The sequence below is a fragment of the Acinetobacter sp. D009 genome, assembly GCF_038562025.1.
In the GTDB taxonomy this organism is placed as follows: Bacteria; Pseudomonadota; Gammaproteobacteria; order Pseudomonadales; family Moraxellaceae; genus Acinetobacter; species Acinetobacter pittii.
On the sequence record NZ_CP151886.1, the window covers coordinates 2,451,500 to 2,464,135 of the forward strand.

The 12,636-nt window shown below is 40.3% G+C and carries 10 protein-coding genes, 1 pseudogene and 1 riboswitch; of the genes and pseudogenes, 2 read left to right on the plus strand and 9 right to left on the minus strand.

Annotated features, from left to right (window positions below; translation table 11 throughout):
* Positions 1–27: 27 nt before the first annotated feature.
* A riboswitch (guanidine-I (ykkC/yxkD leader) is annotated at positions 28–123 on the minus strand.
* A 186-nt stretch (positions 124–309) separates the two neighbouring features.
* Positions 310–1,473: a zinc-dependent alcohol dehydrogenase gene (locus tag AAC388_RS11605; RefSeq protein WP_202732649.1), complete on the minus strand. Its 1,164-nt coding sequence runs from the start codon at positions 1,471–1,473 to the stop codon at positions 310–312.
* A gap of 238 nt (positions 1,474–1,711) precedes the next feature.
* Positions 1,712–2,662: a 3-hydroxyacyl-CoA dehydrogenase NAD-binding domain-containing protein gene (locus AAC388_RS11610; RefSeq protein WP_057069408.1), complete on the minus strand. Its 951-nt coding sequence runs from the start codon at positions 2,660–2,662 to the stop codon at positions 1,712–1,714.
* A 203-nt stretch (positions 2,663–2,865) separates the two neighbouring features.
* Here AAC388_RS11610 and yddG point away from each other — a divergent pair, with 203 nt between their 5' ends.
* Positions 2,866–3,798, plus strand: coding sequence for an aromatic amino acid DMT transporter YddG (yddG, locus tag AAC388_RS11615; protein ID WP_202732651.1), 933 nt, complete (start codon positions 2,866–2,868; stop codon positions 3,796–3,798).
* 128 nt (positions 3,799–3,926) lie between these two features.
* Positions 3,927–4,358, plus strand: a complete 432-nt coding sequence (locus tag AAC388_RS11620) for an SRPBCC family protein (RefSeq protein ID WP_270906994.1) — start codon at positions 3,927–3,929, stop codon at positions 4,356–4,358.
* Positions 4,359–4,427: 69 nt separating this feature from the next.
* On the opposite strand, the pseudogene AAC388_RS11625 reads toward AAC388_RS11620, so the two are convergent.
* The 7 genes and pseudogenes from AAC388_RS11625 to AAC388_RS11655 all read right to left on the minus strand — a co-directional run bounded on the left by AAC388_RS11625 (position 4,428) and on the right by AAC388_RS11655 (position 12,636).
* A pseudogene (locus tag AAC388_RS11625) lies at positions 4,428–4,994 on the minus strand (helix-turn-helix domain-containing protein).
* 658 nt (positions 4,995–5,652) lie between these two features.
* Positions 5,653–5,865: a hypothetical protein gene (locus AAC388_RS11630; protein ID WP_199996971.1), complete on the minus strand. Its 213-nt coding sequence runs from the start codon at positions 5,863–5,865 to the stop codon at positions 5,653–5,655.
* A gap of 187 nt (positions 5,866–6,052) precedes the next feature.
* Positions 6,053–6,853, minus strand: coding sequence for a tetratricopeptide repeat protein (locus AAC388_RS11635; protein WP_342370660.1), 801 nt, complete (start codon positions 6,851–6,853; stop codon positions 6,053–6,055).
* Positions 6,854–6,962: 109 nt separating this feature from the next.
* The gene (locus tag AAC388_RS11640) at positions 6,963–8,183 is read right to left on the minus strand and encodes a chloride channel protein (RefSeq protein WP_342370661.1); all 1,221 of its coding nucleotides are present in this window, start codon (positions 8,181–8,183) and stop codon (positions 6,963–6,965) included.
* A gap of 303 nt (positions 8,184–8,486) precedes the next feature.
* Complete coding sequence (locus AAC388_RS11645; RefSeq protein ID WP_342370662.1) at positions 8,487–10,205, minus strand: biotin carboxylase N-terminal domain-containing protein; 1,719 nt, start codon at positions 10,203–10,205, stop codon at positions 8,487–8,489.
* Positions 10,202–11,788 carry an urea amidolyase family protein gene (locus AAC388_RS11650; protein WP_342370663.1) on the minus strand — a complete coding sequence of 529 codons (1,587 nt, stop codon included), beginning with the start codon at positions 11,786–11,788 and terminating at the stop codon, positions 10,202–10,204. The genes AAC388_RS11645 and AAC388_RS11650 overlap by 4 nt, the downstream gene beginning before the upstream one ends.
* Before the next feature lie 32 nt (positions 11,789–11,820).
* Complete coding sequence (locus AAC388_RS11655) at positions 11,821–12,636, minus strand: putative hydro-lyase (protein WP_337078125.1); 816 nt, start codon at positions 12,634–12,636, stop codon at positions 11,821–11,823.

Sequence of the window (12,636 nt, forward strand, 5' to 3'; positions counted from 1 at the left end):
GCTACTCCTGTCGGATAGTTTTAGACTTCCTCCCGGGCTTTTATCCCTCCGTGTAGTTCGCTAGGAACCGTGAACTCTCGGTCCAGTCATACTGTAAGTATCGGAACCCTAGATCACTTTTGATTGTTTAAGACTATGCAAAGGACATGCCAGCTTAGTATTACGTTTTTGGTTAAAAGTAATACCAAACTTGAGCCGTTTAGGTGCGATTTAAGTTCAAAAATAAAAAACTGCATTCAAAATTGTGCACTTCAAAATAAAAAAGCCCCTTTTACGAAGAGGCTTAAGACTAAATTATAAGAGAGCGTATTAAGGAAGCAGAATCACCTTACGGCAGTCCTCTTCTCTTTCATTAAAAATACGATAACCCTCTGCGGCATCTTCTAATTTCATTCGATGGGTAATAATCGTTTCAGGTGTTAATTCGCCACGCTCAATCAATTCCAAGAGTTGCGGCAAATATTGATGCACATGGGTTTGTCCCATTTTAAAAGTTAAGCCTTTATCAAAAGCATCACCAAATAAGAAACCATGAATCGGGCCTGCGTATACACCTGGTACGCTGACCACCCCACCACGGCGAACCGCCGCAATGCATTGACGCAGTGCTGCACCACTTGAACCTTCAAGTTTTAAATTGGTCAGGAGTGTTTCAATCACACTGCCTTTTGCCTCGAAACCAATGGCGTCAATCACAGCATCGACACCGCGGTAATTGTCGGTATGTTGAATAATAAATTCGGCCGCATCGACTTCATCAAAATTAACTGGAATGGCACCGTATGTTGCCGCTGCATAGTTCAATCGATAGTCATTGTGATCGACCATAAATATCTTTTCAGCACCAAGCATCTTGGCACAAGCGGCACTTAATAGTCCGACTGGCCCTGCACCATAAATTGCAACGGTTGAGCCACGTTTCACTTGTGCATTGGTCACGGCTTGCCAAGCGGTGGGTAAAATATCAGTCAAGAAAAGTACTTTTTCATCTGACAATGAGGTTGGCACTTTAAAAGGGCCTTTATTGGCTTTTGGCACGCGCACATATTCTGCTTGCCCACCCGGTACACCGCCGTAAAGATGACTATAGCCAAATAAAGCTGCGCCTGGTGGAATCTGCTTTTTATTAATAATTGCGCCGCGCCCTGTATTCGTGGTTTCGCAAGCAGCAGTTAGGTCAAGTTGGCAAAAGAAACATTCCCCACAGGCAATCACAAAAGGAACAATGACACGATCACCCTTTTTTACTGCGGTGACAGCTGGACCGACTTCTTCAACCACGCCCATAAATTCGTGCCCAAAGATATCACCCTGTTCGGTTCTAGGGATTTTGCCTCGATATAAATGTAAATCAGAGCCACATATCGCTGTGGCAGTCACGCGTAAAATAATGTCATCTGGTTCTTGAATAATAGGGTCTGCTACTGTTTCTACTCGAACATCTTCGGCACCGTGGTAAGTTAGAGCGCGCATATTGTTATTCCTCTATTTTCTATCATGTCCTTTGATTATGAGGAGGCTTTCTTTACGGTTTGCAACGATTCTTACTTTTCACGTAAGGCATATAGTTCAAATGCAACGCGATAGGAATTTCAGTAACATTTAATGAATATAGGATTGTTTCAGCTAGGAATGTTTTTGTTATTTACCCCAACAAAAAAAGCCAATCATCTCTGCAATAAAATGATTGGCTCTATTCTAATATTTTGAATTAATCTAACTTAAGTTGTTGTCTAAGCTTTAAGATATCGACCAGACCTTTATCTCTGGTTTGGTATAAATCGATATCTTTATATTGTGTTAATAGCTGATTGGTTTGTGCTTCCAATAACTCTGTTGTCTCGTCTGAATGTTGAAATGCATGCATATCGTTCCACCATTCTGTCATCGGTGGGCCTAAATGATGAATTGCCTCTTTAAAGCCCTTTTGGTTGGCAAGCTGCATATTAATGTAGGGGCCAAAGAGCGCCCATCTTAAACCAGGCCCACTGGTAATCGCGACATCGACATCTTCGGCAGAGCACACGCCTTGTTCAACCAATGAAAAAGCTTCTCGCCATAGCGCAGCCTGCAAACGGTTTGCCACATGCCCCTTTACTTCTTTATTTAAAACAATTGGATTCTTGCCCAGTTGTTTATAGAACTCAGAAGCCTGTTTTAAAATTTGAGGATCAGTCAGATTACCACCAACGATCTCGACCAAAGGTAAAAGATGAGGTGGATTAAAAGGATGACCTAATAAAATACGTTCAGGATGCTGCGCCTCTTTTTGAAAATCAGACACTTTTAAGCCCGATGAACTTGAAGCAATAATGGTATGTTCAGGGCAATATGCTGTGATTTCTTGATATAGCTGTTGTTTCACATCGAGACGTTCAGGGGCATTTTCTTGAATAAAATCTACATCTGAAACTGCATCTTTTAAATTATTAAAAATTTCCAGATGAAGCAGTACATCTTGCTGAGAATAACTGGGTTCAGCGTTTTGGTCTAAAGCCAATAAATCATTTAAATTTGCAGATATTCTTTTTTTAAAGACCGCTTCATCTATAGGATACGGGTCGTAAACCTTAACTTTAAATCCTTTATATAAAAATAAGGCCGTCCAACTTGCACCTATTACACCAGCTCCAACAACACCAACCGTTTTAATGACTTCCATATTTTCCTCGTACAAATGTTGTTTTATTCGAAATTTCGTTACTCAATTGAATGCTAAATAAACATAGCAGATTCAACCAATCAATAAATTTAATTGTTTATATTTTATATAATTTGTCCTATATTCCTTAGCTTGAAAATTGATTCCTTTCATCTATATAGCTTCATCTTTTACCATTTTTTAACCGTTATTTATTGAATTTTATGTCAAAAAATCTAGCAACATTGATTGGTTTAAGCGCCATTCTCATGTGGGCATCTCTGGTGGGCTTAATGAAACAAGTCAGTGCCGCCATTGGACCTGAGCTAGGTGTTACCTTTATTTATTCTTTAAGTGCGCTACTGTTGCTTGCCATTTTCAAAGTTCCAGATTTTAAGCAGATCTCTAAAAAATACTTAATATTTGGCACAATTCTATTCGTGGCTTATGAGGTGTGCTTCTCGTTTGCGATTGCTTATTCTCAGACAGCACGGCAAGCAATTGAAATTAGTATTGTTAACTATCTGTGGCCGAGTTTAACGGTTTTAGCTTTTGTTATTTTTAAGGAATTAAAGTTTAATTTCCTTATTATTTTAGGTCTAATGCTTTCAATTTTCGGCATTGTTTTTATTCAAACTGGAAGCGGTGACTTTAGTCTAAATAGTCTTGTCGATAATTTTCATAGCAACCCACTGAGCTATATTTTGGCATTTGCAGGCGCCATCATTTGGGCTTTTTACTGTGTACTCACCAAAAAATTAAGTAATGGGCAAAATCCAATTTCCATTTTTTTTGTTGGTGTCGCGCTCACTCTCTGGCTCAAGCTGCTTGTATCGGGCCACTTTGCTATTCCTTCAATGGATATTCCAACAGTCATGACTCTTTTAGTTGCTTCTGCTGCCATGGGTTTTGGTTATGCCGCGTGGAATATTGGCATCATTCATGGAAACATTACCGTGCTTGTGGTGGCCTCTTATTTCACCCCGATTATTTCGTCTATTTTGGCAATGTTTGTTTTACAAACTCAACTTTCAATGAGCTTTTGGCAAGGAACAGCAATGGTGACGGCTGGTTCCTTTATTTGCTGGGTTTCAACCAACTGGTCTGTGATTCAGCCCTTCTTTAAAAAATTAAGAAAAGGCCAAAAAGCATTGTAGATGTACCAAAGTGAATTTTTTAAGTATGCGATAACTCCGACGAAGGAGATTTCCCCCATTGCTCAAAGCGTGCTAACATCCAGATTCTGACAATCACCAATGTCAAAATAATTTCTAGAGGGAATAAGATGTTAAAAACTCAAAAAATCAACATCGTACAAGAATTTGATGCACCTGTAGATAAGGTCTTTGCAACCTTAAGTGAGCATGAAAACCTAAGTAAACTTTTCGCTCCTGCTAAAGTGACTCGCATTAGCAACGGAAAAGACGCTCGTAATGGTGTTGGCTCTGCGCGCAAAATGTCTATTCCATTGACCCCTTCATTTGTAGAAACCAATTTAGTCTATAAAGAAAATGAACTGATTGAATATGCAATTACGAGCGGCATTAGCCCAATTAAAGGTCACCGTGGTGTCATGAAATTTACTGACTTGGGAAATAATCGAACTCGTTTGGATTACATCATTAGCTTTAAAGGTCGCGTTCCTTTTATTGGCCCTATCATTAAAGCCGCTCTACAAAATGGTGTGAGTCGCGGACTTAAAAAACTTAAGTTTTAATAGACCAATATCCACAAAAAAAGCCCAATCTCGGGCTTTTTGTTTTTAAGGTTTTTTTGTTTTTAAGGTTTAAGTTGAATGCTCAGATAGCATAAATAAAAAGTAATCTAATAATTTATCCCGTTCATCTACGCTATTGGCACTTAACAGCTGAACCATTGCTCCATCAATTGCAAATAGAAACATGTGGGCATCTTTTATTGAAGCGGTAGTTTTGACAGTAAGAAGCAGCTTATAAAGCTCATTTATAAACCAGTTTCTATAATCAACAACCACTCGATAAGCCGTTGCATAACACTTTTAAATTTCAAAAATTGCCTTAAATGGCAAACGGTAAAATCCTTCTAAATTGGTATGTAGAAGATAAATTTGCTTGAGTTTATCAAACACCATAAGTTCTCTGTATGAATTGATAATTGAAAGGACTTTTACTTTGAGCGCATTCGTTTGAAAGGTTAGACACATCTCGATGAGTCGTGCTTTTGAATGAAAGATGTTATAGAAAGTCGCTTTGGGAATTTTGGCCTCCGCAATAATTCGGTCAACACCGACCTTGTTAAACCCATCTTGATTAAATAAATCTTTTGCCGTGTGCAGCACGCGCAGTGCTCTAAATGAAGATTCTAAATTGTTCATATATACCGCTTAAAATAATTTTTTTGTTGTATCTAAAAGAGATAGAAATGCCGTCACTCTTAAATTGAGTGCTAAAAACAGGCATGCAAAAGCGGCACAAAATGGTGTGCTCGCCTATCTCTGGTTTATTGTTGCTATGATTTTTGAGTCGTAATGATGTTTAGGCGTAAAAACCTAGAGTCGATTAAACCGATTTACAGATTGTTTAAACGGTATGAATAGAAAGACTTTGGCAAAGGCCAATAAATGAGAAGAATTAGTACGCATAGCGGACTCCTAGATGAAATAGAAGTTCTACCAGATCACTGCTAAATGATTATGGTGGCAGAACGAAGAAGGGTTAGCAGACCAGTCATCTAGGAACTGGCACGCCCGAAGGCGTCCCTCCTCCGTCCTACCGCTACGAAGGGAGACGAACGAGTTCATCACCAAAAAATTACTTTTTTGATGATCTAGATGAAAACGGTCTGCTAAAACCGACTGGCAATGTAGGCCAGCCCGCAAAGGATAGTATTCGCTCTTGTTGGCGTCAAGCGTAGGAAATGACAATTGTATTAAAGTAGAGCGGTTGGGTTCTAAATTATTTTCAAGTTTTTAAGATTTAAAAAACTAATTGAATATTGATACGTAGGATCTTTTTTTCCATTTATATTCTCAATTATTTTTTACTTCTAGGGTCATTAGGACTAAATTGGCAGATGTCTTTTTGATGATCCCATGCCCCTCCAGAGTCAGCACATGCATCTTTCGTAGCTGCATTGTCAAAGAATTTATTTGCAATAAATTCGATCATACCCAACAAGATAACAAACAGTAGAAATAGGACAATAAGCCATTTAAGTATTTTTAATATTGTTTTTATTATTTTCATTTCAATCACCAATTATAGATATAATAATTTGAATTCAATTATTTAGACCTTATTTTTACTACTTAATCTAAGCAGAAAAAGACCTAGCAATATTCCAACAAAATATGGACTATAGAAATATCTCCAATTTTCGTCACAATAAAGCAGTTTTTAATTTATGCATTAGCATCTATTAAATTTTAAATAATTATTCTTCAAATAGTGACAAAGCATCTTTATTGCCATTTTCTGCTGCTTTTCTTAGCCATTTTTCGGCTAATTCATTGTTTTGTTGTACTCCTTCTCCTTTAAAGTACATCATGCCTACAATAAGTTGTGCTTGAGAATTTCCCTGTTGAGCAGCTTTGCTATACCATTCGAATGCTTTCTTATAATCTTGATCTACACCTTGTCCAAATGTATACAATCCACCTAAGTGATTTTGTGCTTCTGCATTGCCTTGTTCAGCAGCTTTACTATACCATTCAAACGCCTTTTTATAATCTTGCTTTACTAGATAACCTTCCTCATAAAGAACCCCTAAATAGTTTTTAGCCTCCGCATTATCTTGTGCAGCAGCTTTACTATACCACTCAAAGGCTTTTTTATAATCTTGGACTCCCCCATCACCATTGGCATAATATGCGCCTAAATTAAGCTGTGCTTTTATTTCTCCCTGTTCAGCTGCCTTACTGTACCATTCAAATGCTTTTTTATAATTTTGATCTACCCCTTGCCCCAAAGCATACATTGCTCCCAAATTATTCTGTGCTTCTGCATTTCCTTGATTAGCAGCTTTGCTATACCATTCAAAGGCTTTTTTGTAATTTTGAGGAACAACTTCTCCCTCTATATATAACTCACCAAGTTTTGCTTGAGCTCCTGAATCGCCTCTTTCTGCTAACTGCGAAATATCTTTAAAATCTGGCTGATGACTAAAAGCTAATAAATTGATTGCTACTAAAATAATCCCGATTTTTTGAAGTTTTTTTCTTAAAATAAAAAACATAATAAATATTAAATTGCTTGTGATGAGAAATATATTGAATGAATTTTAGCATAAATTCTCAAGCGCAATTGACCCAAAACCCAATCAAACCCTACCTATAAACCACTTACTAATCCATCAACTTTTTACGGCGATACAACCCACAATTCCCAGAAAATAGCGCTGCCAACAAACAAGTAATAATGGCATAAGTCGCAACATTCATTCCAAATAGCTCAACAGCTAAAATAATAGAGGTCAACGGTGCCTTACTCGCCCCTGAAAATAGACTCACCAAGCCTAGGCCTGCAAGCAATGAAATTGGTAGGTCTAAAATCGCCCCTAAAGCATTCCCTAACGTCGCACCTACATAAAAGAGTGGCGTAATTTCACCACCTTTAAAGCCCGAACCTAGAGTGATGGCTGTAAAAATAGTCTTGTTAAAAAAGTCGTAAAACTCAATCGGTACATAAAAAGATGAAATGATTTTATCTGTACCCAAACCGTTGTATTGCTGATGCGCAGTGAACAACGTAAGTAGCATAATGACAATACCACCCGCCATCGTTCTTAATGGCAAATAACGAACATATTTATAAAAGACGTCACTCGCAAAATGGATGGCTGCAATAAAGAAACGTGCGACTAGACCAAAGATCAGACCTGCCACAATTAAGTTCATGAGCGTGCCAAAATGAATGGCTGGAAACTCACTAATCACATAAAAAATATGCGGATGAACAATATCAAATAGCTCAGGGATGGCCGATGCAATCAGCGCCGACACAAAACATGGAAAAATAGCCGAGTATCTTAAATTACCTAAAGCAGTAATTTCTAACCCATAGATTGCACCCGCTAGAGGCAAGCCAAATACCCCTGCAAAGCCTGCACCAATACTGGCAATTAAGCAGATTTTTCGGTTATCTTCCGAGATTTTTAATATATGGCTTAAGTGGTCAATTAAGGCACCTGAAAGCTGAACCGCTGGGGCCTCACGCCCTGCCGAACCACCAAATAACTGCGTTAAAATTGAAGTAATAAAAATGATGGGGCTCATTCGTTTTGGAATGAACGACTTCGGCTGGTGAATTTCATCAATCAGTAAGTGGGTTCCGCGTTCAATCGGTGATCCATATTTTTTAATGAGATAACCAATACCAAAACCTACAAAAGGCAAAAAGTAGATGAGCCAGTGATGTAAGCTACGGACTTTGTTTGAAATATCAAAAGCCACAAAAATTAAAGTCGATGCCAACCCCGCTACGACCCCAATCACAATTGAGATGACGAGCCAATAGACACTGTATTTTAGAATTTGATCATATTCAGATGAAGGTAGAATTTTCATTCGCTTTCTTCAATTCGCCTTTGAGTGAGTGCCAAATTCTCAAATTATTTTTATGCTGCCAGCTCATTAAGTGAGAAATGCTTAAACTGGGCTAAAAATTAAAGCCCGCATAAGCGAGCTTTCAATACAGTGATTAATTTTCAAATCACTAAACTGTGATAAATATCTCATAATTAGGGCTGATTTTCAAGCTGAAAATGGTTAACGAGTACTGTGAAAAATAACGAACTAAGTTAATAAATAAGCATTCGATTTGACCCAATCAAACTAATGCCTAATCGGGTCAAATCATTTAATAAAGTCTTAATTAATACTCGCAATCACGGTTTCCGCATGACAGGTCGCACCCTTCTCTACGCCAATCTGAATAACACCACTGCGGTGTGCCAGTACCTGCACTTCCATTTTCATGGCCTCCATAATCGCAACCACTTGGCCTTCGGTGACTTGCTCACCATTTTCGACTTTCCAAGTGCTAATCACACCATTAATTGGGGCAAGTAAATGCTCGGCACTCACTTCTGGCTCGGTTGTTTGGGCTGGAGCTGCGGTTGCTGGACCTTGTGCAAACATCCCCGCAGGTAAACCTAAACGGTGTAACTTACCATCAATTTCAATGTAGCTAAGAAGCATTGGTTGTTGATGGTTTGGAATGCCACGTTTGGTTGGCTTTAATTCTTGTTTAAAGTCATTTTCAATCCAGCGCGTATGTACATTAAATTCATCTGTAAAGTCAGGTTCATTAAGTACCGCACGGTGAAAGTCTAAAACCGAAGCCGCCCCTTCAATTTTAAATTGCTTTAAAGCACGTTTAGCGCGAGCAATTGCAACTTCTCGGGTTGGACCAGTGACAATCAGTTTTGCCATGAGTGAGTCAAAGTGACTAGACACTAATGACCCAGTGCGAACACCTGTGTCGACTCGTACACCATGACCAAACGGCGCTTCAAATAAACTCAATACACCAAAGGCCGGGATAAAACCACGTGCTGGGTCTTCGGCATTGATACGAAACTCAATGGCATGGCCTTGCGCTTTCGGTGTTTCTTTAATAGAAAGCTCATGGCCCTGTGCCACGCGAATTTGCTCAACCACCAAATCAACTTTTGAGGTTTCTTCAGTCACTGGGTGCTCAACTTGCAAACGCGTATTTACTTCTAAGAATGAAAGCTTGCCGTCACGACTCAGTAAATATTCAACTGTTCCCGCACCCACATAGTTTGCGGCCTGACAAATGTTTTTTGCCGAGCTTAAAATTTGCTGGTAAATCTCATCGCTAATAAATGGTGCTGGTGCTTCTTCGACTAACTTTTGGTTACGGCGTTGCAACGAGCAATCACGTGTACCAAGTACCACAATATTGCCATGTTGGTCGGCAATCACTTGCGCTTCTACATGGCGCGGTTTATCGAGATATTGCTCGACAAAACATTCACCACGACCAAAGGCAGCTTTTGCCTCTCGCACTGCCGACTCATAAAGCTCTTTCACTTCTTCGAGTTTCCACGCGACTTTTAAGCCACGCCCACCGCCACCGAATGCGGCTTTAATGGCAATTGGTAAACCATATTGTTTGGCAAACTCTAAAGCTTCATCTGCATTATTGAGTGGATCTTGCGTACCCTGAACCAAAGGAGCACCGACTGAAGCAGCAATTTTACGTGCTTCGATTTTATCGCCTAGTTTTTCAATAGCACTTGGTGATGGCCCGACCCATTTTAAGCCTGCATCAATCACGGCTTGGGCAAACTCAGCACGTTCAGATAAAAAGCCATAACCCGGATGCACCATGGTCGCTTTCGATTTCTTTGCAATTTCGATAATGGCAGGAATATTTAGGTAAGTCTCGCTAGCAGTCGCACCCGCCAAGCCCCATGCTTCATCTGCAAGTTCGACATGCATGCTGCCAATATCGTCATCTGCATATAACGCGACCGATGAAATTCCCATATCACGGCAAGCATGAATAATACGAACGGCAATTTCACCACGGTTAGCAATCAATAATTTTTCTGTATTCATCTTTCATTCTCAAAATCTGTAAATTCGGCAATTTTTTTAAATTTGATGCGGCAACCTGCCGGAATCTGTGCCACCAAATCCCAATGGTGTTTAGCAACAGAGGCAATAACCGGATATCCGCCCGTTAAAGGGTGATCATTCATAAACAAAACGGGTTGGCCACTCGGTGGAATCTGCAAAGCACCAATACATGTGCCTTCACTTTCCAACTCGTAGGTAATTTTGCGAGTTAAAGGCTGTGCACCTGAAAGTCTTAGCCCAACTCGGTTGCTTTCATTGGTTACCAGCCACTCTTGCTGACATAGCAGTTCAATACTGTCTTGTTCGAACCAGTCGGTACGCGGGCCCATCACAATATCTAGCTCAACCACCTCGCCAGCTTTTGGCAAGTCACTTTTGCCCACTTCATTTACGCTAATATTGGTTGCCTTGACCTGTCCTTGATAAATAGTATCTCCAAACTTTAAAGGTTCTGGCCCTAACACTGCCAAGCTGTCAAATGAGGCACTATTGAGCACTGGTTCAACGTCTATACCACCACGAACTGCCAAATAATTTCTTAAGCCTGCTGTTGGTGGCTGAATTTGAAATTCATCGCCTTCATCCAGATCAATCGGTTGATAGCTTGCAAAGTCTGCGGTTTGACCATCACCAAATTTCACACGAATGTTTGAGATAGCCCCAGCCACTGCAATAATGCCCGCATGCTGCATTTTGGCTTTTAGACCGCCATTTAAAACTTCAATAACGGGTGTATCGGTTGGGTTACCCACAATACGGTTAGCACTGTGCATGGCAGATAAATCCATTGCACCCGCTACACCAACCCCAATATTGGTCTGGTTTAAGCGCCCTTCATCTTGAATAAGCATTTGTAAACTTGGCGCAGTGATCTTAAACAGTTGCACAGATTGTTTCGGCTCAACCTTACGTGTGATTTGCTGCGGTACAGTCACTGTCGTTGGGTTATGCGTCACATCTTTAAAATGTACGGTCATACCCGGTAAAAGTAGTGCTGGATTTTTACGCTCTAAATCCCACATTTTTTCTGATGTTGTACCAATCAGCTGCCAACCACCCGGACTGTCTTTTGGGTAAATACCAGAGTATTTTCCAGCCAAGCCCAACGAGCCTGACGGTATTTTTTTACGCGGAACTGTTAAGCGCGGAATATCGGTAAAAGGCTTATCGGGACTGCTCATATACGCAAAACCCGGTGCAAAACCAATAAAAGCCACATTCCATACGCTTTGGTAATGTTTTCTAATCACATCGGCAACAGAAAAACCTTGCAACTCGGCAACCTGCGCAAGGTCTTCGCCATCATAACGAATCGGCACAATCACTTCTTGGCTACTACGCTCAAATCCAGAATCAACTTTGAGACTCTGAATTAAAGCAACCAGCGTTTTAAAGTTGGTTTCGATCTCATTAAAGAAAACCAAAATTGTTTTTGCAGCGGGGACTAAGTCTTTAATTCCATTCAATTGCGTATTTTGCAATTTATTGTACAACGCCAAAGTTTCCTCTAAGCTCGCAAGCTCAATCAGGAAACAGTCGGCGTTTACCGATAAAAAACGCATTTGCTTATCCTTTTAATTCTTCTTTAGTCCAGTTAGCCAATCCAAGCACGGTCAGGAATGTCGGTAATAAACATGTAACCCGGCGCATGACTAATCGCAAAAGGAATTTTCGAGTTCATGACCGCCGCTTGCGGCGTTACTCCACACGCCCAAAACACTGGAATTTCACCCGCTTCAATACGAGAAGCATCGCCAAAGTCTGGCTTATTTACATCCAAAATTCCTAAGCTTTCAGGGTGACCAATATGTACAGGCGCGCCATGTACACTCGGCATACGTGCTGTAATTTTTACCGCTTCACTAATTTGATGCGATGGAATTGGTCGCATTGAAACCACCATATTTCCTGAAATACGGCCTGCTGGTTCACACTTTATACTGCTCAAATACATCGGCACATTGGTGTCGTCATGAATATGACGAACTTCAATGCCCGCTTCTTGCAAAGCTGTTTCAAACGAAAAACTGCAACCAATTAAGAATGTCACCAAATCAGGATGAGCGTTATAAATCTCGCTCGCATCGGTCACTTCATCGACCATTTGGCCATCTTTCCAAATGCGATAACGTGGGAAGTCAGTGCGGATGTCTGAGTCTGCTGCAAGCTTAGTTGCATAGATGCCTTCTTCGAGCACATCAAGCACTGGGCAGCTTTGCGGATTACGGTGTGCATAGAGTAAAAAGTCATATGCCCACTCTTTTGGCACCGAAATCATGTTGACCTGCGTCATACCTGCGGCCATCCCTGCTGTCGGTTTATCAAAACCTGCACGGATTTTTAAACGCGCATCTAATGCGGCTTCAAGTTGAGCTGGGTCGACTTTAATATCCTTATACATGATGCTCAT

Bases quoted from the DNA above. Each gene is read 5' to 3' on its own strand.
- AAC388_RS11605 (WP_202732649.1), bottom strand. From the start codon at position 1,473: ATGCGCGCTCTAACTTACCACGGTGCCGAAGATGTTCGAGTAGAAACA.
- AAC388_RS11610 (WP_057069408.1), bottom strand. From the start codon at position 2,662: ATGGAAGTCATTAAAACGGTTGGTGTTGTTGGAGCTGGTGTAATAGGT.
- yddG (WP_202732651.1), top strand. From the start codon at position 2,866: ATGTCAAAAAATCTAGCAACATTGATTGGTTTAAGCGCCATTCTCATG.
- AAC388_RS11620 (WP_270906994.1), top strand. From the start codon at position 3,927: ATGTTAAAAACTCAAAAAATCAACATCGTACAAGAATTTGATGCACCT.
- AAC388_RS11630 (WP_199996971.1), bottom strand. From the start codon at position 5,865: ATGAAAATAATAAAAACAATATTAAAAATACTTAAATGGCTTATTGTC.
- AAC388_RS11635 (WP_342370660.1), bottom strand. From the start codon at position 6,853: ATGTTTTTTATTTTAAGAAAAAAACTTCAAAAAATCGGGATTATTTTA.
- AAC388_RS11640 (WP_342370661.1), bottom strand. From the start codon at position 8,183: ATGAAAATTCTACCTTCATCTGAATATGATCAAATTCTAAAATACAGT.
- AAC388_RS11645 (WP_342370662.1), bottom strand. From the start codon at position 10,205: ATGAATACAGAAAAATTATTGATTGCTAACCGTGGTGAAATTGCCGTT.
- AAC388_RS11650 (WP_342370663.1), bottom strand. From the start codon at position 11,788: ATGCGTTTTTTATCGGTAAACGCCGACTGTTTCCTGATTGAGCTTGCG.
- AAC388_RS11655 (WP_337078125.1), bottom strand. From the start codon at position 12,636: ATGAGCATCATGTATAAGGATATTAAAGTCGACCCAGCTCAACTTGAA.